The 24,240-nt window shown below is 69.1% G+C and carries 19 protein-coding genes; 7 read left to right on the top strand and 12 right to left on the bottom strand.

Annotated features, from left to right (window positions below):
* Positions 1-160: 160 nt before the first annotated feature.
* The 3 genes from murA to purD form a co-directional block, all read right to left on the bottom strand.
* The gene (gene murA, locus ACFLIM_RS36690; protein WP_393172979.1) at positions 161-1,426 is read right to left on the bottom strand and encodes a UDP-N-acetylglucosamine 1-carboxyvinyltransferase; all 1,266 of its coding nucleotides are present in this window, start codon (positions 1,424-1,426) and stop codon (positions 161-163) included.
* 78 nt (positions 1,427-1,504) lie between these two features.
* Positions 1,505-2,341: a phosphoribosylaminoimidazolesuccinocarboxamide synthase gene (locus ACFLIM_RS36695; RefSeq protein ID WP_393172980.1), complete on the bottom strand. Its 837-nt coding sequence runs from the start codon at positions 2,339-2,341 to the stop codon at positions 1,505-1,507.
* Entirely contained in the window at positions 2,338-3,552 is a 1,215-nt protein-coding gene (purD, locus tag ACFLIM_RS36700) for a phosphoribosylamine--glycine ligase (RefSeq protein WP_393172981.1), read from the bottom strand. Before purD ends, ACFLIM_RS36695 begins: the two co-directional genes overlap by 4 nt.
* Positions 3,553-4,013: 461 nt before the next feature.
* Between purD and corA the strand changes: the two genes are divergently transcribed.
* A complete protein-coding gene (gene corA / locus ACFLIM_RS36705; RefSeq protein ID WP_393172982.1) occupies positions 4,014-5,030 on the top strand; it encodes a magnesium/cobalt transporter CorA in 1,017 nt (338 codons plus the stop codon).
* Here the strand turns inward: corA and ACFLIM_RS36710 are convergent.
* On the bottom strand, positions 5,027-5,932 hold the full coding sequence (locus tag ACFLIM_RS36710; RefSeq protein WP_393172983.1) for a glycerophosphodiester phosphodiesterase family protein: 906 nt from the start codon (positions 5,930-5,932) through the stop codon (positions 5,027-5,029). The two genes, corA and ACFLIM_RS36710, sit on opposite strands and share 4 nt — an antisense overlap.
* 266 nt (positions 5,933-6,198) lie before the next feature.
* Between ACFLIM_RS36710 and ACFLIM_RS36715 the strand changes: the two genes are divergently transcribed.
* On the top strand, positions 6,199-6,735 hold the full coding sequence (locus tag ACFLIM_RS36715) for a GNAT family N-acetyltransferase (RefSeq protein WP_393172984.1): 537 nt from the start codon (positions 6,199-6,201) through the stop codon (positions 6,733-6,735).
* Positions 6,736-6,748: 13 nt separating this feature from the next.
* On the opposite strand, the gene ACFLIM_RS36720 is transcribed toward ACFLIM_RS36715, so the two are convergent.
* The 3 genes from ACFLIM_RS36720 to fbaA all read right to left on the bottom strand — a co-directional run bounded on the left by ACFLIM_RS36720 (position 6,749) and on the right by fbaA (position 9,599).
* Positions 6,749-8,032 (bottom strand): adenylosuccinate synthase, encoded by a 1,284-nt coding sequence (locus tag ACFLIM_RS36720; protein ID WP_393172985.1) that lies wholly within the window; start codon positions 8,030-8,032, stop codon positions 6,749-6,751.
* 99 nt (positions 8,033-8,131) lie between these two features.
* Positions 8,132-8,542, bottom strand: a complete 411-nt coding sequence (locus tag ACFLIM_RS36725) for a DUF3151 domain-containing protein (RefSeq protein ID WP_393172986.1) — start codon at positions 8,540-8,542, stop codon at positions 8,132-8,134.
* Positions 8,543-8,576: 34 nt separating this feature from the next.
* Positions 8,577-9,599, bottom strand: coding sequence for a class II fructose-bisphosphate aldolase (gene fbaA, locus ACFLIM_RS36730; protein WP_393172987.1), 1,023 nt, complete (start codon positions 9,597-9,599; stop codon positions 8,577-8,579).
* Between the two features lie 189 nt (positions 9,600-9,788).
* On the opposite strand from fbaA, the gene ACFLIM_RS36735 reads away from it, so the two are divergent.
* Together ACFLIM_RS36735 and ACFLIM_RS36740 are read left to right on the top strand one after the other, a co-directional pair.
* Positions 9,789-10,502: a DedA family protein gene (locus tag ACFLIM_RS36735; RefSeq protein WP_393172988.1), complete on the top strand. Its 714-nt coding sequence runs from the start codon at positions 9,789-9,791 to the stop codon at positions 10,500-10,502.
* Positions 10,503-10,563: 61 nt separating this feature from the next.
* A complete protein-coding gene (locus ACFLIM_RS36740; protein ID WP_393172989.1) occupies positions 10,564-10,983 on the top strand; it encodes a hypothetical protein in 420 nt (139 codons plus the stop codon).
* On the opposite strand, the gene ACFLIM_RS36745 is transcribed toward ACFLIM_RS36740, so the two are convergent.
* Both ACFLIM_RS36745 and ACFLIM_RS36750 read right to left on the bottom strand, forming a co-directional pair.
* Positions 10,980-11,513 (bottom strand): orotate phosphoribosyltransferase, encoded by a 534-nt coding sequence (locus ACFLIM_RS36745; RefSeq protein WP_393172990.1) that lies wholly within the window; start codon positions 11,511-11,513, stop codon positions 10,980-10,982. The two genes, ACFLIM_RS36740 and ACFLIM_RS36745, sit on opposite strands and share 4 nt — an antisense overlap.
* A gap of 43 nt (positions 11,514-11,556) precedes the next feature.
* A complete protein-coding gene (locus ACFLIM_RS36750) occupies positions 11,557-11,787 on the bottom strand; it encodes a hypothetical protein (protein ID WP_393172991.1) in 231 nt (76 codons plus the stop codon).
* A 97-nt stretch (positions 11,788-11,884) separates the two neighbouring features.
* Between ACFLIM_RS36750 and ACFLIM_RS36755 the strand changes: the two genes are divergently transcribed.
* Positions 11,885-14,215 (top strand): sigma-70 family RNA polymerase sigma factor, encoded by a 2,331-nt coding sequence (locus ACFLIM_RS36755; RefSeq protein WP_393172992.1) that lies wholly within the window; start codon positions 11,885-11,887, stop codon positions 14,213-14,215.
* A gap of 180 nt (positions 14,216-14,395) precedes the next feature.
* Positions 14,396-15,610, top strand: coding sequence for an NYN domain-containing protein (locus ACFLIM_RS36760; RefSeq protein WP_449291492.1), 1,215 nt, complete (start codon positions 14,396-14,398; stop codon positions 15,608-15,610).
* 43 nt (positions 15,611-15,653) lie between these two features.
* Here the strand turns inward: ACFLIM_RS36760 and ACFLIM_RS36765 are convergent, their stop codons facing one another.
* Both ACFLIM_RS36765 and ACFLIM_RS36770 read right to left on the bottom strand, forming a co-directional pair.
* The gene (locus tag ACFLIM_RS36765; protein WP_393172993.1) at positions 15,654-16,283 is read right to left on the bottom strand and encodes a response regulator; all 630 of its coding nucleotides are present in this window, start codon (positions 16,281-16,283) and stop codon (positions 15,654-15,656) included.
* 3 nt (positions 16,284-16,286) lie between these two features.
* Positions 16,287-20,462, bottom strand: a complete 4,176-nt coding sequence (locus ACFLIM_RS36770; protein WP_393172994.1) for a HAMP domain-containing protein — start codon at positions 20,460-20,462, stop codon at positions 16,287-16,289.
* A 462-nt stretch (positions 20,463-20,924) separates the two neighbouring features.
* Between ACFLIM_RS36770 and ACFLIM_RS36775 the strand changes: the two genes are divergently transcribed.
* On the top strand, positions 20,925-22,127 hold the full coding sequence (locus ACFLIM_RS36775; protein ID WP_393172995.1) for a PP2C family protein-serine/threonine phosphatase: 1,203 nt from the start codon (positions 20,925-20,927) through the stop codon (positions 22,125-22,127).
* Between the two features lie 216 nt (positions 22,128-22,343).
* Here the strand turns inward: ACFLIM_RS36775 and ACFLIM_RS36780 are convergent, their stop codons facing one another.
* Positions 22,344-24,110, bottom strand: a complete 1,767-nt coding sequence (locus ACFLIM_RS36780; RefSeq protein WP_393172996.1) for a S9 family peptidase — start codon at positions 24,108-24,110, stop codon at positions 22,344-22,346.
* Positions 24,111-24,240: the final 130 nt, after the last annotated feature.

Raw genomic sequence — 24,240 nt, forward strand, 5'->3', positions numbered from 1 at the left:
CGACCAATGTTCGTCCCATCCTGCCGTCCGTTGCAGTGCTCTCTTTTGGAACGATCGCTCGCGGGGGCCGTAATGTCACGCCCGACTTTTCCGGAAAGCCGTTCTGGTTGACCGCCCGACAAGATGTCCTAGCAGCTCAGCGCGGTTTTTCTCGCGTTTTTTAGCGCTCGGAAATCTCTCGTGTAATGTCCGCGCCGAGGGCCCGCATTCGCGCCGCGAGATGTGCGTGACCGCGATCGATCAGGTATCCCGACTCGATCACGGTCTCGCCCTTGGCCGCGAGTCCGGCGAGCACGAGCGCGATCCCCGAACGCAGATCGTGCGCCGTCACCTCGGTTCCGGTCAGCGGCGTCCGGCCGCGCACGACGGCCCGGCTGCCCTCGACCTCCACGTTGGCGCCCATCTTGTTCAGCTCCGCGGCCAGGGCGAACCGGCCGTCGAAGATGCGCTCATGGATGTAGCTGTTGCCGTCGGCGAGCGCCGCGACCGTCATCATCGGCGACTGCAGGTCGGTGGCGAAGCCCGGGTAGGTGTCGGTGATGATGTTGATCGGCCGCAGCGGGCCCTCGCACCGCACGTGCAGCACCGCGCCCTGCCGGGCGAACTCGACGCCCATCTGTTCGAGCTTGTAGCGGACGACGCCCAGGTCGAGCCCGGTCCCGACCAGGCTCAGCTCGCCCCCGGTGATCGCCGCCGCCATCGCGAACACGCCCGCGTCCAGCCGGTCGGGCATCACCGTGTGCTCGACGGCGTGCAGCTCGTCCACGCCCTCCACGGTGATGAACCCCGTGCCGCCGCCGCTGATCCGCGCGCCCATTTTGGTGAGCATGTCGATCACGTCGAGCACCTCGGGCTCCAGAGCCGCGTTCTCGATCACCGTCGTGCCCTTGGCCAGGGCGGCGGCCATGATGAGGTTCTCGGTGCCGGTGTGGGACGGAGTGTCGAGGTAGAGAGTCGCGCCGGTCAGCCCCGACGCCTTGACGTGGATGACGGTCTCGCCCTCGTCCACGATCGCGCCCAGCCGTTTGTAGCCCAGGTAGTGGAAGTCGAGATTGCGGCTGCCGAGATTGCAGCCGCCGACCCCTTCCACGATCGCCTCGCCCAGCCGGTGCAGCAGCGCGGGGGTGAACAGCACCGAGCCCCTGAACCGTCGCGCGATCTCGGCGGGCAGCACCGCGCTCGTCAGCCTGGAGGCGTCGATGACCAGCGTGCGCTCCGACTCGTGCAGCTCGACGTAGGCGCCGACCGCCTCGGCCAGCTCGATCGCGCGGCGTACGTCTTCGATGATCGGCACGTTGCGCAGGACGGTGCGGCCCTTCGCGGCGAGCAGAGCCGCACCGATCATCGGCAGCACGGCGTTCTTCGCGCCCTGGATGAACGCGGTTCCACGCAGTGCGTTGCCACCGCGCACGCGGTAACGGACCATTCGTGCGGCTCCTTGAATTCAGGCGGTGAGGCTCGATCGGGCCAACAGTAGTCGGTAACACCACATGACCCAGCCGAATCATCCGCTAAAGGGAGCCCCCGTGACGCGCTCATACGCTTCTAGGTATCGCTGCCGGGTGCGTTCGACGATGTGGTTTGGAAGCCGAGGTGGGTGGGTTCCAGAGGCTTTGTCCCATCCGGATTCGGGCGATAGTAGCCAATCGCGTACAAATTGCTTGTCAAAAGAAGGTTGCGCGCGGCCGGGTTGCCATTCGTCGGCGGGCCAGAATCGCGATGAGTCGGGGGTCAGAACCTCGTCGCCCAGCGTCAGCACGCCGTCGGCGTCCCAGCCCAGCTCGATCTTGGTGTCGGCCAGGATGATGCCCCGCTCGCGGGCGATCTCCGCTCCGCGCGTGTAGACGTCCAGCGTGATCCGCCGCAGCTCCGCGGCCGTCTCCGCGCCGACCTCCGCGACGACCTGCTCGTACGAGATCGGCTCGTCGTGCTGCCCCACAGGCGCCTTGGTCGACGGCGTGAAGATCGGCTCTTGCAGCCGCGACCCGTCGTCCAGCCCGTCGGGCAGGCGCACCCCGGAGACCGTGCCGTCGTTCCGGTATTCGTTCAGCCCGCCGCCGGCCAGATAGCCGCGGGCAATGCACTCGACCTGCACCATTCGTAGCGGCCTGCACAACACACTGCGGGAATCCTCGCCCGGCGCCACGATGTGATTGGGCACGACGTCCTTGAGCTGCTCGAACCACCACAACGACATCTGCGTGAGAATGGCCCCCTTGTCGGGGATATCCGGCTCCAGCACGTAGTCGAAGGCCGACATCCGGTCGGAGGCCACCATCAGCAACAGCCCGTCATCCCTCTGGTAGAGATCACGTACTTTGCCGGAGTGCAGGTGCTTCATCGGGCGATGTCCGTTCGGTAGTGCGAGCCGCGCATCTCGATCTTCGCGACCAGGTCATAGGCGTGCCGACGTGCGCTCTCCTGGTCGGCTCCGCTGCCCACCACGGTCAGCACCCGCCCCCCGTTGGAGACGACCTGGTCGCCCACCCGCTTGGTGCCGGCGTGGATCACGTACGCGTGCTCGGTCGGCTCCAGGCCCGTGATCACGTCACCTTTGACGGGCGCGTCGGGATAGTTCTCCGCCGCGATCACCACGCCCACGGCCGAGCCCTCCTTGAACACCGGGTCCAGCCCCAGCTCCCCGGTCGCGCACGCCATCAGCAGCCCGCCCAGCGGCGTCTCCAGCCGATCGAGCAGCACCTGCGTCTCCGGGTCGCCGAACCGCGCGTTGAACTCCACCACCTTCGGCCCCTTCGCCGTCAGCGCCAGCCCCACGTAGAGCACCCCCTGGTACGGCAGCCCGCGCCGCGACAGCTCGGCCATCGTCGGATGCACGACCTCCCGCATGACCTGGTCGGTCAGCCCCTCGGGCGCCCACGGGAGCGGCGTGTAGGCCCCCATGCCGCCGGTGTTGGGTCCTTCACCGCCGTCGTGGACCCGCTTGAAGTCCTGCGCGAGCTGCAGCGGCACGGCGGTGCTCCCGTCGCACAGCGCGAACAGCGACACCTCCGGCCCGTCCAGGAACTCCTCGATCACCACCCGCTCACAGGCCCGCGCGTGCGTGAGCGCCTGCTCCCGGTCCTCGGTGACCACGACGCCCTTGCCGGCGGCCAGGCCGTCGTCTTTGACGACGTACGGGGCCCCGAACTCGTCGAGCGCCGCCGCGGCCTCCTCCTCGGTGACGCAGGCCCTGGCCCGCGCGGTCGGCACGTCGGCGGCCTTCATGATCTCCTTGGCGAACGCCTTGGAGCCCTCGATCATGGCCGCCTCGCCGGACGGCCCGAAGCACGCGATGCCCGCGTCGCGTACGGCGTCGGCCACCCCCGCCACGAGCGGCGCCTCCGGCCCCACCACCACGAGATCGGCCCGCAGCCGCCCGGCCAGCTCCGCCACCTGCCCGGGATCGACGGGATCGACGGGATGGACGGTCGCCACCTCCTCGATGCCGGCGTTGCCTGGAGCACAGTGGAGCTCGCTGACCTGGGGATCGAGCTTGAGCGAACGGCACAGGGCGTGCTCACGCCCTCCGGAACCAATGACTAGAACGCGCACACGTTCCATTGTCGCAGGCCCGCCGCCTGGCGCACGCTCAGCCCTGCTACACGCCTTTATTCCGGAATACCGGAAAGAGCGGTCAATCTTTGTGGAGTTCTACCTGAGCCCGGCGCCGCACGGCGGGTATCGTCGGATGGGTTCAGCCGCCTGTGGTAAGTTGGGGCGGCTTTGCGGTGTCCCGTGTGATTGGAGGTGGTCCGGGATGAATCCTGGTGATCCCAGCAGTACGTGCTTCCACACGTACAGCCGGTGTACCCCCGACCACTCCAATCCGGCAGCCTGATCGTGCCTCCACGCATTTGTGTCGATTGAGGTGACTTTTCATCGCGCGTGGAGCGTGCCAGGTCGGGCGGAAAGGGACCGCGATGCGCTCGTCCACGCTTTTCCGTCGTATCAACCGTCACCCCGTACAGCCGCGCACCGCGCGTCAGCTTCCCAAGCCGGTGCGTGAGGTCCGCGTGCCTCCTGTTGACTCCGTCGTCGAGTTCGGCGCCTACGTGCAGGGCAAGAAGGTCGCCGCCACGGGCATCGTCGAGGCGCTCGACCTCGTACGCGAGCACAACAAGACCGCGGACGGCGCCAACGCGTTCGTCTGGGTGGGACTGCACGAGCCCGAGGCTCCCGAGGTGGAGTGGCTCTCCGAGGTGTTCGGCCTGCACCCGCTGGCCGTGGAGGACGCCGTCAAGGCGCATCAGCGTCCCAAGGTGGAGCGGTACGGCGAGTCGTTGTTCATGGTGCTGAAGACCGTCGCGTACCTCGACCACGATGAGCTGACCGGCACCAGCGAGATCATCGCCACCGGCGAGATCATGGTGTTCCTCGGCGTGGACTTCGTGGTGACGGTGCGGCACGGCGAGCACTGCCCGCTCACCGTGGTCCGCGAGCGCCTGGAGGACAAGCCCAAGCTGATGAACCGCGGTCCCGCGGGCGTCCTGCACGCCATCTCCGACCACGTGGTGGACCAGTATCTACAGGTGGCCGACCTGATGCAGCTGGAGCTGGAAGAGGTCGAGGCGACGGTGTTCGCCGACGTCAGCTCCCGCGACATCAACCGGATCTACCAGCTCAAGCGGGAGATGCTGGAGATGAAGCGAGCCGTCACCCCGCTGCTCTCCCCGCTGTCCGCACTCCCGCAGCGCCGCGTCATCCCGTCGGACATGCGCGAGTATTTCCGCGACGTCGGCGACCACCTGTCCCGGGTGTGCGAGCAGGTGGAGTCCTCGAACGAGTTGTGCAGCTCGATCCTGCAGGCCGCCCTGGCCCGCTCGAACGCGCTGGCCAACGAGGACATGCGCAAGATCTCCTCCTGGGTGGCCATCCTGGCGGTGCCCACGATGATCGCCGGGGTCTACGGCATGAACTTCGACTTCATGCCGGAGACCGATCAGGTCTGGGGCTATCCCGCGGTGCTGACCGTCATGATCACCGCCTGCGTCCTCCTCTACCGGGGCTTCCGCAGGAACGGCTGGCTCTAGACCCCTACCGGCTTGAGCGGACCGATGGGCTCGGGAAGCTCAAGTCCGCGTTCGCGCCAGAGCTCCCGCATCCGGTCGGGATAGTCGGTCACGATCCCGGCCACCCCCAGATCCAGCATCCTGCCCGCCAGCACCGGCTCGTTGACCGTCCACACCGCCACCTCGAGCCCGGCCGCCGCCGCCTGCGCCATCAACGCCTCGTCCACCATGATGTGCTCGGGCGAGAGCGTGGTGGCCCCGGCATCCCGCGCGGCGGCCGGCACGTCGTCGCCCACGCCGTCGTTCCAGTGCAGGGTCTTCAGCTCGATCAACGCGAACCGCGGCGTGTCCGGGGCCAGCCTGGCGGCGTGCGCGATGATCCGCCAGTCGAAGCTGAGAATGGCCACGTTGCCGAGCCGGCCATGGCGTTCGAGTTCCTCGACGACCAGCTCGGTGAAGACCGCGGGGTCGGGCGTCAGCTCGGGCCGGGTGGGATCGGACTTGAGCTCGACGTGCAGCCGTACGCCCTCCGCGTCGTAGGCGTTCACCAGCCCCAGCACCGCACCCAGGGTCGGCATCCTGGTCTCGGGCACGGAGACCTGCGTCAGCGCGAAGGGATCGTCGAGGTGCCGCGGCAACCGCACACCCACGTCGAGCGTGCGCAACTGCGCCAGGGTGAGGGAGTTGATCGGCTTGCCGACGTACGGAAAGAGCGGATCACCGGCATGCAGCGGCCGCCTGTCGGCGCTGGTCACGGCGGACACCATGAGATCGTGCGTGAGCACGAGGCGCCGGTCGGCGGTGAGCGCCACGTCGAGCTCGAGCGCATGCACGCCGAGCTCCATCGCGCGGCTCATCCCCGGCAGAGTGTTCTCCGGCCACAGGCCCCGAGCCCCCCGGTGACCATGAATCTCAACACGCACAACCCGGACCCTACCTGCCGGGAGCCATGACTAGGCAGTGCCACGCCGTGTCCTTTTTATCCTGCTACGCCCGTTCGCTTACCGGACGCTCGGCCGTCACCCTGCGCCGGGCTTATTGACAAAAATTGCAACTATTGTGCAATACGCTGGACATCATGGCGGGTGCTGTCAAAACTATCCGTCCCGCAACAGTCCGGGCATGGGTCGACGGCTGGGTGGTCTCCCGCCGAGCCCCGAAGCCCGTACCCGAACCGTGGGGCCTGAGAGTGGACGTGGGCCTCCCGGACCACGTGGCCAGGCACATAGTCGCGGACCCGACCCCGGAAGTCCTGACCCACCTGACCAGGACCCTCACCGTCCCGGGCACCTGGCTGAAACTCTGCGCCTCGGTGGAGGCGGTGGCCCCCCGCCTGCCCGCGAAGTGGTCCGTCAAGGACCCGGAATTCATGATGACCACGACCCTGACCCGCGCGACCCCCCGGACTCCCGCGGGCTACACCCTGGCCATCACGACCCGCGCGAACGTCACAGCCGCCCGCTTACTGACGGCGGCGGGCGAGGTGGCGGCGCGGGGCCAGTTCGCCCTGGCGCGGACGACGGCGGTGGTGGATCAGGTGGAGACGGCGGGCAACCACCGCCGCCGCGGCCTCGGCACCGTCATCATGCAAACCCTGGCGACGACGGCCGCCTCGATGGGCGCCAGAGACGGCGTCCTGGTGGCCACAGCCGAGGGCAGATCCCTGTACGAAACCCTCGGCTGGACCCTCTACACCCCGATGACGGCAGCGGTCCTCACCACGTAACCGACGTCAGTGCTCAGACCAGCGACCGCACCACCACGGTCTGGTCCCGGCCGGGCCCCACGCCGATGGCCGAGATCGGCGCGCCGCTCATCTCCTCCAGCGTCCGCACATACGCCTGCGCGTTGGGCGGCAGGTCATCGAACGACTTCGCGGTGGAGATGTCCTCCTGCCACCCGGGAAACTCCTCATAGATCGGAGTCGCGTGGTGGAAGTCGGTCTGCGTCATCGGGATCTCGTCGTGCCGGACCCCGTCGACGTCGTACGCCACGCACACCGGAATACTCTCCAAGCCGGACAAGATATCCAGCTTGGTAAGGAAGTAGTCGGTGATGCCGTTGATCCGGGTCGCGTACCGGGCGATGACCGCGTCGAACCACCCGCACCGCCGGTTCCGGCCCGTCGTCGTGCCGAACTCCCCGCCGGTCTGGCGCAGCCATTCGCCCACCTCATCGGTGAGCTCGGTCGGGAAGGGGCCGGATCCGACCCGGGTGGTGTAGGCCTTGAGGATGCCGATGATCTTGGTGAGACGGTTCGGCGGGATGCCTGCCCCGGCGCACGCGCCCCCCGACGTCGGCGACGACGACGTGACGAACGGGTACGTGCCGTGGTCGATGTCCAGCAGCGTCCCCTGCCCGCCCTCCAGCAGCACGAACTTGTCCTCGTCCAGCGCCTTGGACAGCACCAGCGAGGTGTCCGCGATATGCGGCTTGAGGCGCTCCGCGTAGGCCAGGTACTCCTCCAGCACGGCGGCGGGGTCGATGCCGCGCCGGTTGTACACCTTGGTCAGCACCTGGTTCTTCTCGGTCAGCGCGACCTCGATCTTCTGGGCGAGGATGCCCGGATCGAGCAGGTCCTGCACGCGTACGCCCATGCGGGCGATCTTGTCCCCGTACGCGGGCCCGATGCCGCGTCCCGTGGTGCCGATCCTGGCCTTGCCCAGGTAGCGTTCCGTGACCTTGTCCAGCGCCTTGTGGTGAGGCATGATCAGGTGCGCGTTCGAGGAGATCAGCAGCCGTTCGGCGGAGATGCCCCGCGCGGCCAGCCCGTCGATCTCGCTCAGCAGCACCCCCGGGTCGATCACCACGCCGTTGCCGATCACCGGCACCACGTGGGGGGACAAGATCCCCGTGGGTAGCAGGTGCAGTGCGTATTTCTGGTCCCCGATGACCACGGTGTGTCCCGCGTTGTTGCCACCCTGATAGCGGACGACGTAGTCGACGTCGCCACCGAGCAGGTCGGTGGCCTTGCCCTTGCCTTCATCGCCCCACTGGGCGCCAACGAGAACGGCAGCCGGCATGGTTCAGTCTCCCGAGCACAAAACGAAAACCCCTGGCGCAAGCGCGACAGGGGCTCTTGCGTAGAGAGACTACCCGAACGTACCTATACGTCCCAAGGGCTAACCCTTGGTCAGCGCGTCGTAACCCGTTTCCGTGCTGTCTTTGAGGAACTGCAGGCACCGCTCGGCCTCGTCCTTCTCGCCGATCGCCTGGGCGGCCCGCGACAACGCGTACAGGCAGCGCAGGAAGCCCCGGTTGGGCTCATGTTCCCAGGGAATGGGCCCGTGTCCCTTCCAGCCGTTGCGGCGCAGCTGGTCGAGCCCGCGGTGGTAGCCCGTACGGGCGAAGGCGTAGGAGGTGACCGCGTGCCCCTTGGCGAAGTATTCCTCCGCGAGAGCGGCCCAGGCCGCCGGGTGGGCGGGGAAACGGGCGGCCACGTCGGCGGCCTTGGCACCGGATTCGAGCGCCTCCCTGGCCTCGGGCAAGTCCGGCAGGTGAGTCGGGGGCGGCCCGGCGAGAAGGTTATCCATAGGACAAGTCATACCCGCCGGGCCACCGAAGTGGCTAGGAGATCTTCGTCCCACTCGACTTGAGGTTCTCGCACGCCTCCACGACGCGCGCGGCCATCCCGGCCTCCGCGGCCTTGCCGTAGGCCCGCGGGTCGTACGCCTTCTTGTTGCCCACGTCGCCGTCCACCTTGAGCACGCCGTCGTAGTTGCGGAACATGTGGTCCGCGATCGGCCTGGTGAAGGCGTACTGCGTGTCGGTGTCGACGTTCATCTTGACGACGCCGTACGAGATGGCCTCGTGGATCTCCTCCTGCAGCGATCCGGAGCCGCCGTGGAAGACCAGGTCGAACGGCTTGTCCTGGCCGTATTTGGCCCCGACCGCGTCCTGGATCTCCTTCAGCACGCTCGGCCGCAGCTTGACGTGCCCCGGCTTGTAGACGCCGTGCACGTTGCCGAACGTGGCCGCCAGCATGTAGCGGCCCCGGTCGCCGATGCCCACGGCCTCGGCGGTGGCCAGCGCGTCCTCGGGCGTCGTGTAGAGCTTCTCGTTGATCTCGCCGACGACGCCGTCCTCCTCGCCGCCCACCACGCCGATCTCCATCTCCATGATGATCCGCGCCCTGGCGCACTTGTCGAGCAGCTCCTTGGCGATCTCCAGGTTCTCCTCCAGCGGTACGGCGGAGCCGTCCCACATGTGCGACTGGAACAGCGGGTCGAGCCCCTTGGCGACCCGCTCCAGCGAGATGTCGATCAGCGGCCGCATGTAACCGTCGAGCTTGTCCTTGGGGCAGTGGTCGGTGTGCAACGCCACCGTGACGGGGTATTTGGCGGCCACCACCCGCGCGTACTCGGCCAGCGCCGTCGCGCCCGTGACCATGTCCTTGACCGTGGTGCCCGAGAGGAACTCGGCGCCGCCCGTGGAGACCTGCACGATGCCATCGCTCTCGGCCTCCGCGAAGCCGCGCAGGGCTGCGTTCAACGTCTGCGATGAGGTCACGTTGATCGCCGGGTAGGCGAATCCGCCGGCCTTGGCCCGGTCGAGCATTTCAGCGTAGACCTCTGGAGTCGCAATAGGCATGATTCATCTCCCTGAGAAGTTACGGCTTCACGCCAGGCCCAGTATCCAGGCTCACTACCCTGATGCGGTAGGGACGATGCGATGGATCCGCAACGAAGCGAGGACATCCATCGCATCCGAGCGCGGCTCGGCCAAAAGGGCGTGGTTGATGGTCACGTCGTGAGCCCCGGCTACGGGTAGGCTCTCGGCGTGGACTGGCTTTGGAATCTCCTCGACCCGACGTGGTGGCTGACCGTGTTGGGGGCATTCGCCACGATCGGCGTTCTGGCCATCATCTTCGCAGAAACGGGTTTGCTGCTCGGGTTCTTCCTGCCCGGCGACTCGCTGCTGGTGGCCGCGGGGATTTTCAGCTCGGCGTCGGTGGCCGCGGGAATGGGCATCGAGGCGCTCTCCCTGCCCGTGTTGTTGATCGGCACGCCGCTGTGCGCGATTGCCGGTGCCCAGCTCGGGCATTTCCTGGGGGCGCGATTCGGCCGCAAACTCTTCGACAAACCGGATTCGCGGTTGTTCAAGAGGGAGCATGTGGTCCGGGCGGAGGAGTTCTTCGAGAAGTTCGGCCCGGCCAGGGCGGTGATTCTGGCCAGGTTCGTGCCGATCGTGCGCACGTTCATGAATCCCGTCGCCGGCGTGCTCGAGATGCCGCCCAAGCGATTCCTCGTGTGGAACTCGATCGGCGGCGTCGTCTGGACCGAGGGCCTGCTCCTGCTCGGCCACTTCCTCGGCGGCCAGGTCGATCCCAAGCAGATCGACAAGTACATCCTGCCCGGCGTCTTCCTCATCGTGCTCATCTCGCTGATCCCGATCATCGTCGAGGTCGTCAAGAACCGCAGGGCGGGCAAGAACTCCCCCTCGCCCAGCGGCAAGCACCACCGCATAACATCTGGCACGGACACTCAGCACTAACAGGAACGCAGCGTTACCAACAGGTACGCTGCCTGCTGTGGGACGCCACAGGTCAGATCCGATGGGCCTCGCCCGCTTGGCGCTCGCCATCCTGGCGGCAGGGGCCGTGGTGACACTCCTGGTCATCGGTGGTCGCGCGCTGCTCGGCTCGTTAGCGGCGGCGCCGCCCGAGCGCGAGCGTGCCTCCGCCGCCGCCACCCCCGACCCGGCCACGGCCGACCCCACCGGGACCGCCCAGGTGCCCACCGTGCACATCGAGTGCGTGGCCGACACCTGCCCGATCGTCACGGTGCGGGTGCCGGGCGGCGACGTGCTGCAGTATCGCGAGATGAGCAAGGGCGAGGAGGTCAGCTATTTCGAGCCCGAGCTCGACGTGGTGCTCAGCGACGCGGGCACGGTCCGCGTCACCGAGAACGGCGAGCCGCGCGAACAGGGCAAGCCGGGCGCCCGAGAGGCCTTCACGGTGCGCGCGCCGGACTAGAGCCCGAGATCCTCGAGCGTGAAGGCCGTGCGGTAGTCCAGGCCCTCGTCGGTGATCCGCTCCCTGGCGCCCCTGTCGACGATCGTGGCCACGGCCACCACCTCGGCGCCCGCCTCCGTCAACGCCTCCACGGCCGTCAGCGGCGAGGCGCCCGTCGTGGAGGTGTCCTCGACCGCGAGCACCCGCCGCCCCTTCACCTCGGGTCCCTCGATCCGGCGCTGCATGCCGTGCGCCTTCTGCGTCTTGCGCACCACGAACGCGTCCAGCGTGCGCCCCCGCGCCGCCGCCGCGTGCAGCATCGCGCCCGCCACGGGGTCGGCCCCCAGCGTGAGCCCGCCCACCGCGTCGTAATCGAGATCTGCGGTCAGGTCGAGCATCACCCTGCCGACGAGGGGCGCGGCCACGCCGTCGAGCGTGATCCGCCGCAGGTCGAGATAGAAGTCCGCCTCCAGACCCGAGGAAAGCGTGACCTTGCCGTGCACCACGGCCTTGCTCTTGATCTCGGCCAGGAGGTTGTCGCGATCCGTCATGGGTCCAAGCTTATGGGTCCTGATCAGCTGCCCAAGGTCCTGATCAGCGCGAGCGCCTGCCCGTACGCCCTGGGCAGCGGGCGCACCCGCGGCGCGAGCCCGCCCGCGCCGCGCCCAGCTCCCAGCACGCCTGCCGCAGGCCGCAGCCCCCGCGCACGGCCCTGATCGCGAGCTCCGCCTCGGGCGTCCACCAGTCGTGGGCCAGCGACCAGCCCCGCGCCATGCTCCTGCCGCGCCGGCGCACCAGCATGTCCGCCAACATATCCTCCGCCATCGAGTCCTCCCTGAGGTAAAGACGCGCTGGCGGTTTAGTCATGACGGGGAATGCGGAATGATTCCGCGGGGCAACCCTGCGTAATCGTGAGGTCACTATGAGTGTCGAATCGCCGCAAAGCGACGCTGATCTGCTGCAGGCCGTCAGAGAGGGCAACGCCGCCGCCTTCGGGCAGCTCTACGAGCGCCACGTCGCCGCGGCCCGTGCGCTGGCCCGGCAGCTCGTCGGGGGCGCCGAGGTCGAGGACGTGGTCGCCGAGTCGTTCACGAAGATCCTCGATCTGGTGGGCAGGGGCGGCGGGCCCGGCGCCGGCTTCCGCACCTACCTGCTGACCGTGGTGCGGCGGACGATCTACGACCGCTCCAGGGTCGAGAGCCGCCAGGTGACCACGGGCGAGATCGAGCTGTACGACCCGGGGCTGCCGTTCGTCGATCCCGCGCTCGTCGGGCTGGAGAAGTCGCTGATCGCCAGGGCGTTCCTGTCGTTGCCCGAGCGGTGGCGGGCGGTGCTCTGGCACACCGAGGTCGAGCGGAGCAGGCCGGCCGAGGTGGCGCCGCTGCTGGGCCTGTCGGCCAACGGCGTGGCCGCGCTGGCGTACCGGGCCCGCGAGGGGTTGCGGCAGGCGTACCTGCAGATGCATCTGGGTGTGCCGCCACAGCAGCAGTGCCGTCCCGTGCTCGGCAAGATAGGCGCCTACGTCAGGGGCGGGCTGGCCAGGCGCGACTCCAAGGCGGTCGACGAGCATGTGAGCGGCTGCGAGGAGTGCCACGGGGTGCTGCTGGAGCTGACCGACGTCAACCGCGGGCTGCGCGTCATGGTCGGCCCGCTGATCGCCGGGCCGCTCTTCGGCGGCTACGCGGCGGCGCTGGCCAAGTCGGCCGCCGCGGGCGGCGGCGCGGCCGGTCTGCTGGGCGTCTTCGGGTGGTTGCGGCGGTCGCCCAAGCAACAGCGGGCCGCGATGGCGGGCGGGGTGGCCGTCACGGTCGCCGTGGCGGCCGCGCTCATGCTCGTCTCCGATGAGGAGCCGATCAGGAAGCCCGCGACCACACCGATCGCCCAGCCGCCCGCGCGCGTACGGCCGATGCCGTCGCCGAGCGAGCAGCCCGCGCGGGTACCGGCCCCGGTCAAGACGAACCAGCCGGGCAAAGCCCGGCTGCACGCGACGATCGACCCCCTCGGAGCCCTGGTACGCGCCCAGCCCGGCATCGTCGGCATCCGGTTGCGCAACCACGGCGACGGGCCGAGCGAGGAACTGGCGGCGTTCGTGGACCTGCCTCCGGGCGTGACGCTGATCCCGCCCGCGCACCGCGGCCACGGCGTCGCCCTGGTCGATCCCGTGGGGACCGTGGACGGCTGGGCGTGCCGCCCGTCAGGTCGTGGCGCCCGGTGCGCCAGGGAGCCGCTGAAGGCGGGGCAGGGCACGGCGGTGTTCCTGCGGGTGCGGGTGGCCGAGCAGGCGCCGGAGGGCGCCGCGCCCGCCGTACGCGTCGACTCGGGCCCGCTGCACATCCAGGCGCGGGCCGAGGAGGGGGTGCGGATGACGGGGGCGCCGGCCAGGTTCGCCACCGATGGGAAGGTGGCCGTCAGGGCGATCGGCAACTCGCTGCTGACCTGCCCCGAGGAGCGCGCGGGTTGCGCGGAGGCCCGGCGGCGCGCGGGCGACCAGCGCGACAACGACCTGTGGCCGATGACCGCACTCGACCGGGACGCCGATCCCGGCACCGCCGCCTCCAGCGCCGCCTGGTTGTCCCTGCCGAAGGGCCGCCGGGTCGTGTGGGCCGGGCTCTACTGGTCGGCGAGCGGCGAGAGCGCCGGGCCCATCAAGATCCGGCCGCCGGGGCGGCGCAAATACCTGACCGTCCGGCCCACTGAGGTGGCGCTGCGCAAGCTCCCCCTGGGGCCCGTCTACCAGGCCTTCGCCGACGTCAGCGGGCTGGTCGCCAACGCGCGCAGGAACGGCGCCTGGTGGGCGGCGGCCGGCGCGCCGCTGACGGAGGGGGTGTCGCGGCATGCCGGGTGGAGCCTGGTGCTGATCGTCACCGATCCGGCGGAGCCGTACAGCCAGGCCGTGGTGCTCGACACGGCCACCGTGGTCGGTGGCGAGGCCCGGCGGCTGCGGATCCCGCTGGGCGGGCTGAGACCGTCCGCCACCCCCGCCAGGGTCGAGCTGGTGACGTGGGAAGGCGACGCCGACCTGAAGGGCGACAAGGTCGCGCTCGGGTCCGGCGCGCTCACCCCCGCGGGCGGCGACCGCGACCGCGCGAACGTCTTCGACGGATCGTCGAACGGCGTGGCGGAGATGACGTTCGGCGTCGACGTCGATACGGTCAGCGCTGAGCTCGGGGTGGATCCCCGGCTGACGATCGCCACGGACAAGGACCTCGTCCTGTTCGGAGTCGCGGCACTGAGCGTGCGTGCGCGGTCGTGACCGTGAACGGGACAAACTGGTACGGTCTGCCTTATTGGTCTGACGCGGCGGTGGCCAGCAGCCGAATCGTCGGGATTAACCCTCGCGCGATCACCTGCTTTCATTACCCTGAGAAAGGGCCGCCGAGTCCGGTCTCTGACGGTGCAGAGCCAGCAAGGTCGGACCACCAGGAAAGGGGCGGTGTCAGTGGATCGCTGTGCGCTGTTCGTGGACGCTGGCTATCTGCTGGCTGATGGAGCGATGGCCGTGCACGGCACGCGTCATCGCGAAGCGGTTTCCTGGGACTACCCAGGGCTGCTCCAGCTGATGACCAGCCTGTCGCGCGAGCGCACCGGCCTGCCGCTGCTGCGGTGCTACTGGTACGAAGCGACCGTCGAAGGCCGCCGTACACCGGAGCACGACGCACTGGCCGACATTCCGGGCCTCAAGCTCAGACTGTCGCGCATCCGGCCAGGCCGGCGCGAAGGCGTCGATGCCCAGGTGCATCGCGACCTGATGACCCTCGCCCGCAACAACGCCATCTGCGACGCGGTGGTCGTCAGCGGTGACGAGGACCTGGCGCAGGTCGTGTGCGACGCGCAGGACCTCGGGATCAGGGTGAGCGTCATCCACATCGCGGCCGACGGCGGCTGGGCGGTCTCGCGGTCGCTCAGGCAGGAGTGCGACGACCTGGTCGAGCTGGGGGCCGTCCACCTGCGCCCGTACGTCAACGTGGTGACCGGCGTCGGCGAGGCGTCCAACGGGCACCACCAGCCGCTCAGCAACGGGCAGGCCGCGCATTCGCTGCCGCCCGCCCAGCCGTCCCTGCCTTCGCTGCCTCAGCAGCCGTCGTCCACCGGCAGCCACGCCGCGAGTTCCTCGGCCTCCCAGCCCAGCCAGCCTTCGTCCAACGGGCCGTCGTCGGGGCGCGGGCAGTCGTCCACGCCGCCCGCGTTGCCCTCCTACACCAACTACCAGCCCGAACAACCTCCGCCCGCGCCGCCGCCCGCGGCTCCGATGACCGGTCCCATGCAGGCCCAGTCTCAGTCGCCGAGCACCGGGCAGTTCGCTTCGCCGTCGAGCGGGTCGTACCAGCATTCGCAGCTGGGGCCGTACACCGGGCCGCAGGCCGCGCCGGTCACGCCGCCGCCGGCCGCGACGGCGGGCGCCACCACGCTGGCCGACGCCGTCAAGGCCGCCCACCGGGAGGGCCACGACTTCGGTGAGTCGGTCGCCCGCGACGCCCCTGCCCTGTGGCTGGAGGCGGTGCTGGCCCGCAAGCCGCGCATGCCGTCGGACCTGGAGGCGCGGTTGTTGCAGGGGTCGTCGCTGCCGATCGACTTCCTGCTGCACGATGAGGTCCGTCATGCGCTGCGGCGCGGCTTCTGGGACGCTTTGGAACGCGCCCGTCACTGACCGCTCCCCGGACGCACGCGCGTCCGGGGCTGAAAGTCCTTCCTCAGGAGAGTGCGTCGAACCCGGCGCGTAGGTGGGTCAGCCGGTCCGTCAGGTCGGCCATCGGCACGGCCAGTGCCGGATCCTGCGACTTGCGAGCCAGCTCCCTGACCCTGGCCAGCTCGTCCTCCACCGCGGTCAGCCGCCGTGACAGCTCGGGCAGCACCGACGCGTGATCACCCGCCCCGGGCGGCAGCTCGCCGCTCAGGCGGTCGCGGAGCATCGACGCCTGCTCGGCCAGGCGCTTGTTCATGTTGTACAGCTCCGTGAAGACCGACACCTTCGCCCGCAGCACCCACGGGTCGAACGGCTTGGTCAGATAGTCGACCGCGCCCGCCGCGTAACCGCGGAAGGCGTAGTCGGGAGCGCTGTCGACCACGGTCAGGAAGATGATCGGGATGTTCCTGGTCCGCTCCCGCCGCTTGATGTGCGCGGCCGTCTCGAACCCGTCCATGCCCGGCATTCGCACGTCGAGCAGGATGAGCGCGAACTCGGTGTTGAGCAGCGCCTTGAGCGCCTCCTCACCCGACCTGGCGCGGATGGGCACCAGGTCCAGCGAGCTGAGGATGGCTTCGAGAGCGATCAGGTTCTCCTCGCGGTCATCGACCAGGAGGATCTTCGCACGATCCGGCATCGATCACGACCCTTCGGCTGATGAGTCGGGCCCCGAGCCCCGTCCGCGGCTGAGCCAGCCGCGCAGGCGTTCGAGCAGACGGTCCACGTCGACCGGCTTGGGCACGTAGTCGGACGCGCCCGAGGCGATGCTCTTCTCGCGATCACCCCGCATGACCTTGGCGGTCAACGCGATGATCGGCAGGTCCGCGAACTGGGGCATGCGTCGGATGGCCGAGGTCGTGGCCCAGCCGTCCATCTCCGGCATCATGATGTCCATCAGCACGAGCGCGACGTCCTCGTTCCGTTCGAGCTGCTCGATCCCCTCCCGCCCGTTTTCAGCGTAGACGACGGTCGAGCCGTGCCGCTCCAGCACGCTGGTCAGCGCGAACACGTTGCGGATGTCGTCGTCCACGATGAGGATCTTCGCGCCGTTGAGCGGGTCGTCGCCCTGCCACTGGGTGGGCGTCTCGACCGGCGGCTCGACCAGCTCGGGCATCGGCAGGTCCAGCGGCAGCGGCGGCTCGGGCGCGGGGGCCGTGGGCTCCTCCTCCGGCGGGGTCATGAGCTGCCTGCGCGCCGTGCCGCCGTCGGTCGCGGCCAGCGGCCCGGTGTAGGAGGCCGGCAGGTAGAGCGTGAACCTGCTGCCCTTGCCCAGCTCGCTGTCCACGTGGATCTCGCCGCCGAGCAGCCGGGCGATGTCCCGGCAGATCGCCAGGCCGAGCCCCGTGCCGCCGTATTTGCGGCTCGTCGTGCCGTCGGCCTGCCTGAACGCCTCGAAGATGACGTCCCGCTTGTCGGGCGCGATGCCGATGCCGGTGTCGATCACCTGGAAGGCCAGCAGGTCGTCGGCGTCGTGCAGCGTGTCGTCGTCGAAGTCGATCCCCGTGGGCGCCGTCGAGACCCGCAGCTTCACCTCGCCCCTCGGCGTGAACTTCACCGCGTTGGAGAGTAGGTTGCGCAACACCTGCTGCAGGCGTTGCTCGTCGGCGCGCAGTTCGTGCGGCACGCCGGACTCGACGTCCGCGGTGAACGACAGCCCCTTGTCCTGCGCCAGCGGCGCGAACGCCGCCTCCAGCAGATCCACCATCTTCGGCAGCGACACCTGGATCGGGTGGATGTCCATCCGGCCCGCCTCGACCTTCGACAGGTCGAGCATGTCGTTGATCAGCTGGAGCAGCGCGGAGCCGGCGCTGTGGATCGTCCGGGCGAACTCGACCTGCTGCGAGGTCAGGTTGCCCTCGGCGTTCTCGGTCAGCAGCTTGGCCAGCACCAGCAGGCTGTTGAGCGGGGTGCGCAGCTCGTGCGACATGTTCGCCAGGAACTCGGACTTGTAGCGCGAGGACACCGCGAGCTGCTCCGCGCGCTCCTCCAGCGTGCGGCGGGCCTGCTCGATCTGGAAGTTCTGGATCTCGATCGCGCGGTTCTGCTTGGCCAGCAGCGCCGCCTTGTCCTCCAGCTCGGCGTTGGACCTGCGCAGCTCCTCCTGCTGGCGCTGCAGCTCGTCGGAGCGCTCCTGCAGCTCGCGGGTCAGTCGTTGCGACTCCGTCAGCAGGTCTTCGGTACGGGAGTTGGCGATGATCGTGTTCATCGTGACGCCGATGGTCTCGACGAGCTGCGTCAGGAAGTCGAGGTGCACCTCCCCGAACGGCGTGAACGAGGCCAGCTCCAGCACCCCGAGCACCCGGCTCTCGAACAGGATCGGCAACACCACGATCTGCGCCGGCGTGGACTGGCTGAGCCCGCTGTCGATGGTGATGAACTTCGGCGGTACGTCGTCGAGGATGATGTGACTGCCCTCGGCCGCCGCCTGCCCGACGATGCCCTCGCCGATCGCGAACCGCTGGCGCGGCCCCCGGTCGGGGCGCACCCCGTAGCCGCCGATCAGGATCAGCTCGTGGTCGCCTTCGGGCTCGATGCCGTAGAAGGCGCCGTAGCGGGCCGACACCAGCGGCGTCAGCTCGCTCATCGTCAGCTTGGCCACCTCGAGCAGGTCGCGGTGGCCCTGCATGAGCCTGGAGATGCGGGCCAGGTTGGACTTGAGCCAGTCCTGCTCCTGGTTGGCCTGGGTGGTCTCGCGCAGGTTGGCCACCATCAGGTTGACGTTGTCCTTCAGCTCCGCCAGCTCGCCCTGCGCCTCGACGGCGATCGACCGGGTCAGGTCGCCGCGCGCCACGGCGCTGGTCACGGTCGCGATGGCGCGCACCTGCGTGGTGAGGTTGCCGGCCAGCTCGTTGACGCTCTCGGTGAGCCGCTTCCACGTGCCCTCGACGCCCTCGACCCGCGCCTGGCCGCCGAGCTGCCCTTCCGAGCCCACCTCGCGGGCGACTCGGGTCACCTCGGAGGCGAACGACGACAGCTGGTCGACCATCCGGTTGATGGTGGTCTTGAGCGCCAGGATCTCGCCCTGGGCGTCCACGTCGATCTTGCGGGTGAGGTCGCCGTTGGCCACCGCCGTGGTCACTTCGGCGATGTTACGCACCTGGTACGTCAGGTTGTTGGCCATGAAGTTGACGTTGTCCGTCAGGTCCTTCCACAGCCCCGACACGCCCTGCACTCTGGCCTGGCCGCCGAGCTGGCCCTGCGTGCCCACCTCGCGCGCCACTCGGGTGACCTCGTCGGCGAAGGAGGACAGCTGGTCCACCATCGTGTTGAGGGTGTCCTTGAGCTGCAGGATCTCGCCCTGCGCGTCCACGGTGATCTTCCTCGACAGGTTGCCCTGGGCCACGGCCGACGACACGGCCGCGATCTGGCGTACCTGTGAGGTCAGGTTGTTGGCCATCGAGTTGACGTTGTCCGTCAGGTCTTTCCAGACCCCGGACACGCCGCGCACCTGCGCCTGGCCGCCGAGCTGCCCTTCCGTGCCGACCTCGCGGGCGACTCGGGTCACCTCGGAGGCGAACGACGACAGCTGCTCGACCATCGTGTTCATGGTCGACTTGAGCTCGAGGATCTCGCCCTGGGCGTCCACGTCGATCTTGCGGGTGAGGTCGCCGTTGGCCACCGCCGTGGTCACCTGGGCGATGTTGCGCACCTGGTACGTCAGGTTGTTGGCCATCGAGTTGACGTTGTCGGTGAGGTCCTTCCAGACGCCCGACACGCCCTTCACCTCGGCGCGGCCGCCCAGCTTGCCCTCGGTGCCCACCTCGCGGGCGACCCGGGTGACCTCGTCGGCGAAGGAGGACAGCTGGTCCACCATCGTGTTGAGGGTGTCCTTGAGCTGGAGGATCTCGCCCTGCGCGTCGACGGTGATCTTTTTCGACAGGTTGCCCTGGGCCACCGCCGTCGCCACGGTCGCGATGCTGCGTACCTGGGAGGTGAGGTTGTTGGCCATGAAGTTGACGTTGTCGGTGAGGTCCTTCCAGACGCCCGACACGCCGGACACCTGTGCCTGGCCGCCGAGCTGGCCCTCGGTGCCGACCTCGCGGGCGACTCGGGTCACCTCTTCGGCGAAGCCGGACAGCTGGTCGACCATCGTGTTGACGGTGTTCTTCAGCTCGAACATCTCGCCCACGGCGTCGACCGTCACCTTGCGGCTCAGGTCGCCCTTGGCCACCGCGGTGGTCACGACGGCGATGTCGCGCACCTGTGCGGCCACGCGGGACGACATCGTGTTGACGGCCTCGGTGAGGTCGCGCCAGCTCCCCGACATGCCGCGCAGGTTGGCGCTGCCGCCCAGGCGCCCCTCCGTGCCGGCCTCGCGGGCCACCCTGGTGACCTCGGAGTTGAACAGCGCAAGCTGGTCGACCATGCCGTTGATGGCCTTGCCCAGGCGGCGCACCTCGCCGCGGGCCGACCGGTCGAGGTCGATCCGCCGCGACAGGTCACCCTTGGCGACCGCGTCAATCACATCGGCCGCGCCACTCACGGGGCTCACCAGGGCGTCGATCAGCATGTTGACCGACTCGACGCTCTCCGCCCAGGCGCCGACCCCCGGCCCCGGCGTCAGCCGCTCGCTGAACCGGCCTTCCTTGACGACCTCTTTTCGTACGCGCACCAGCTCGTTCGCCAAATGCTCGCGACGATCGGCCACTTCGTTGAGCAGCAGCCGCACCTCGCTGAGAATCCCAGGAGGCGCATGAGGAACCCGACGCCGGAAGTCGCCGTCACGCCAGGAGAAAAGAGTCTCCAGGATGGGCACGAGATCCGATTCGGTATATGTCCTCTCCTCCGGGCTTAGCGTGGCCTTGGCCGTGGTCATGGGGCCTCCTTCACTCGCGGTGGGCTCCGGCGAGTGATTCAAGTCTGTCACGATGAGTAGCTCGTAGTCCTGTCCTTGGATTTACCCCAAGTCAGCGGGAAGTGTGGTAGGCACGTTGGGATGACTGCTTCTCCCCATGCGGTGCTGGCTGCGACGTTCGCGCCCGGCGAGACCGCTGTGACGGCTGCGATGAGGTTCACGCGCGAGGTGATGACCGCGTGGGCCACCGGCGGCGTGCTCCATACCGCCGAGCAAGTCGCGGGAGACTTGGCCGAGCAAGTCGCTGACGAGCCGTTTGAGGTGATCTGGAAGCATTTCGGGGATGCCGTACAGGTGGAGTTGAGGCAGCGAAGCCTCTCACAGGGTGATCCAAAAGCTCCTTCCGCGGGTGTTGAAGAGTGGGGAGTCACCTTCTCGGGCGATTCCCGTGTCCATTGGGCAAGGCTCACGCTACCTGGCTCCGTGGACCGGGTGGCGGCCGAATGGCTGGAGGAGAGCTCCCGAGGGCCACATTGGCTGGGGTTCCTGGCTGACGCGAGTGACCTGCTCGCGGGCACTCTAGACCCCGACATGGTGCCGGCGATCATCGCCCAGGTCGTGGTGCCGAGGTTGTCGAGCTGGTGCGCCGTCTACACCTCCGACGATCCGCTCGGGCCGCTGCGGCTGGTCTACCTCTGGCACGCCGACGAGGCCAGGATCGACGGCCTGCGCGAGCAGCTCACGGGGATGGACGTCTCCGCGGCCGATACACGCGTCACCTCGGCGATCCACCTGGCCGACGCGCAGGTCCTCGCGGTCCCGCTGACCGCCCGCGGCCGCAGCCTCGGCATGATGTGCCTGGGCAGGTCCGACCGCTTCCCCGACGAGGTCATCCAGTTCGCCGAGGACATCGGCAGGCGCGCCGCGCTGGCCATGGACAACGCCAGACTCTACGCCCAGCAGGCCGCCGCCAACCGCGCGCTCCAGCGCAGCCTGCTGCCGCCCAACGAGCCCGAGGTGCCGGGGCTCGACTACGGCGTCATCTACGAGCCCGCCGGTGAGGCCAACGAGGTCGGCGGCGACTTCTACGACCTGTTCAAGGCGGGCGACGACTCGTGGCGGTTCGCGATCGGCGACGTCTGCGGCACCGGCCCCGAGGCCGCGGCCGTGACGGGCCTGGCGCGCCACACACTGCGGTTGCTCGCCCGGGAGGGGTACGGCGTGGCGGCCGTGCTCGGGCGGCTCAACCAGGCGATCCTGGAGGAGGGCGAACGGGCCAGGTTCCTCACGCTGCTGCACGGCGACATCACGCCCGTGGCGACCGGGCTGGAGGTGCGCCTGGTGTCGGCGGGGCACCCCGAGGCGCTGCGGCTCAAGCCGAGCGGCAAGGTGGAGGCGGTGACCACGCCGCAGTCGCTGCTTGGCGTGTTCCACGAGGTCCTGTTCGAGCCCGACACCGTCCACCTGGAGCACGGCGACGTGCTGCTGGCCGTGACGGACGGGGTGACCGAGCGGCGCTCCGGTGGGCGGCTGCTCGACGACGACGGCGGTTTGGCTAAATTGCTGGCCGAGTGCGCGGGGTTGTCGGCCCGGGCCGTGGCGGAGCGCATCCGCAGGGGCGCGGCCGAGTTCGCCTCGCAGCCGAGCGCCGACGACCTGGCCATCGTGGTCCTGCGCGCCCGCTAGGCCCCCCGCACCTGCCCGCCGCTGCGAGCCGACCTGGTGGTCGCCTTTCATCGCGTCCGCCGCGCCGAGCCGGCCGAGGGGTGATCGGCCAGGCTGATCGCGGGTTTGGTGGTCAACATGCGCCCTTCGAGTGACAACGTTGGGCGCGATGGTGACAGCGGTGACGACCGACGATCAAGACCGGAAGTCAGCCAACTTCTTACGAAATGTCAATTGTTACTGTGGATTAGCGTGCTTTCTCGCGAATTCGAGCTGAAGGGTGATTTGCGCGATTCGTTCCGCGACCACGAGAGAGCCGCGAATGGCGTCGTAGGTGTAAACCTCGTGCTCCCGCCCGTGCTCGGCCAGCTTGGCCACGTATTTCTCGATCTGGCGCAGCGGGCAGCGCGTGTCGTTCTCGCCCGCGAGGATCAGCAGCGGGCTCTTCACCTGGTCCGCGTAGGTGATCGGGGAGCTGGCCGCGTACTGCTCGGGCTGTTCGTCGGGCGAGCCGCCCAGCAGCGCCCGGTGGTAGGCGCGCAGGCTCTCCGCCTCGTCCTCGTACGAGGTCTGGTGGCAGGCGATCGGTACCGCCGCGATGCCGGCCGTCCACAGGTCGGGCTGGGTGCCGAGGCCGAGCAGCGTGAGATAGCCGCCCCAGGCCGAGCCCGCGAGCACCATCCTGCCCGGGTCGGCGATGCCGCGGTCGACCACGCACTGGCGTACGGCGGCCACGTCGGCCAGCTCGATGTGCCCCACGTCGCCGTGCAGCGCGTCGCGCCAGGCCGAGCCGTAGCCGGTCGAGCCGCGGTAGTTGACCCGCACCACCGCGAACCCCGCGTCCACCCAGGCCGCGACCTCGGGCGAGAACGCGTCGCGGTCGTGTGCCGTCGGGCCGCCGTGCAGCAGGAAGACGGTGGGGAAGGGGGCGGTGCCCACCTCGGGCTTGGAGACCAGGGCGTGGATGCGGCCGCCCTCGCCCTCGACGTCGAGGTCCTCGACGGGAACGCTCGGCGGGGCGGGCGGGCCGCCGGGGTTGACCACGACCTGGTCGTTGCTCGATCGGATGACCGGCGGGCGGGAGGCGCTCGACCACAAGTATTCGACGTGGCCACCGGGTCTGGGAACGGCCTCGTCGATCACGCCGTGCGGCGTCTCGATGAGGGTCAGGCCGCCGCCCGGGAGGTCGTAGCGGTGCAGGTAGCTGCGCGCCCGGTCGTCGCGCAGGATCAGCAGGCCGCGGCCGTCGTCGTACCATTCGGCGTTGAGGTCGCCCGAGTCCTTCAGCCAGATCTCGCGCTGCTCGCCGGTCACCGGGTCCCAGACCAGGGGCTCGTGGCGGTGGCGGCGCTCGTGCAGGGCGAGCAGGCGCCGGTCGCCGACGACCGGGGCGAAACTGAGGCCGATCACGCCCTTGGTGACGCCGTCGTGGAGCTCGCCCACGGTCTCGCCGTTCTGGCGGACGACTCGGAGCGCGGGATGACGGAAGTCACCGTATTCGCCGTGATTTATCGCGATAAGTGAGCCGTCGAGGGACATGTCGGCCACCCATGCGGCCTCGGTGTTCTCGTACAGCAGTCTGGCCGGCTCGCCCTCCTGCACCAGGTGGATCCGGAACGTACCGGCGCTGGCCAGGCTGATCGCCGCGCCGCCCGTCGTGGACAGCGCGATGCCGCCGGGCTGGCCCGGCGGCAGGTCGGGCGCGACCAGCTCGTCGGGGCCGCCGGTGAACGGCTGGCGCCACCACACGCCGAACTCGTCGCCGCCGGTGTCGGCGAACCAGTAGATCCACTGGCCGGTGGGGTCGATGGCGGCGTACGCGGTGCCCTTGGGCCGGTCGGTGACCTGGCGGGTGGTGCCCGTCACGCGGTCCCAGGCGTAGACCTCCCACGTGCCGGTGGCGTTGGAGCGGTAGATGGAGCGGTTCGGGGCCTGGCGCGCCCAGGACGGCAGCGTCATGCGCGACGCCCGGAACCTGGCCTGCCAGCGTTCCTCCGCCTTCATCCGGCGCGCCCCCTCCCATTGATGTCCCGCGCCTCCGGGCGTGGGATGCCGTCCAGTATTGCGCCTGTGTCGGGGAAATACTTGGGGAATGTGGGGGAATTTCGGACTAAATGCCCCATCAGTAACACCA

Source organism: Nonomuraea marmarensis (assembly GCF_043197025.1).
Lineage (GTDB): Bacteria > Actinomycetota > Actinomycetes > Streptosporangiales > Streptosporangiaceae > Nonomuraea > Nonomuraea marmarensis.

Excerpts from the sequence above, each read along its gene's own strand:
- ACFLIM_RS36720 (WP_393172985.1), bottom strand. The coding sequence starts at position 8,032 with ATGCCGGCTGCCGTTCTCGTTGGCGCCCAGTGGGGCGATGAAGGCAAG.
- murA (WP_393172979.1), bottom strand. The coding sequence starts at position 1,426 with ATGGTCCGTTACCGCGTGCGCGGTGGCAACGCACTGCGTGGAACCGCG.
- ACFLIM_RS36745 (WP_393172990.1), bottom strand. The coding sequence starts at position 11,513 with ATGACGGATCGCGACAACCTCCTGGCCGAGATCAAGAGCAAGGCCGTG.
- ACFLIM_RS36770 (WP_393172994.1), bottom strand. The coding sequence starts at position 20,462 with ATGACCACGGCCAAGGCCACGCTAAGCCCGGAGGAGAGGACATATACC.
- fbaA (WP_393172987.1), bottom strand. The coding sequence starts at position 9,599 with ATGCCTATTGCGACTCCAGAGGTCTACGCTGAAATGCTCGACCGGGCC.
- ACFLIM_RS36695 (WP_393172980.1), bottom strand. The coding sequence starts at position 2,341 with ATGAAGCACCTGCACTCCGGCAAAGTACGTGATCTCTACCAGAGGGAT.
- ACFLIM_RS36740 (WP_393172989.1), top strand. The coding sequence starts at position 10,564 with ATGGGCCTCGCCCGCTTGGCGCTCGCCATCCTGGCGGCAGGGGCCGTG.
- ACFLIM_RS36725 (WP_393172986.1), bottom strand. The coding sequence starts at position 8,542 with ATGGATAACCTTCTCGCCGGGCCGCCCCCGACTCACCTGCCGGACTTG.
- ACFLIM_RS36755 (WP_393172992.1), top strand. The coding sequence starts at position 11,885 with ATGAGTGTCGAATCGCCGCAAAGCGACGCTGATCTGCTGCAGGCCGTC.
- ACFLIM_RS36780 (WP_393172996.1), bottom strand. The coding sequence starts at position 24,110 with ATGAAGGCGGAGGAACGCTGGCAGGCCAGGTTCCGGGCGTCGCGCATG.
- ACFLIM_RS36750 (WP_393172991.1), bottom strand. The coding sequence starts at position 11,787 with ATGGCGGAGGATATGTTGGCGGACATGCTGGTGCGCCGGCGCGGCAGG.
- ACFLIM_RS36765 (WP_393172993.1), bottom strand. The coding sequence starts at position 16,283 with ATGCCGGATCGTGCGAAGATCCTCCTGGTCGATGACCGCGAGGAGAAC.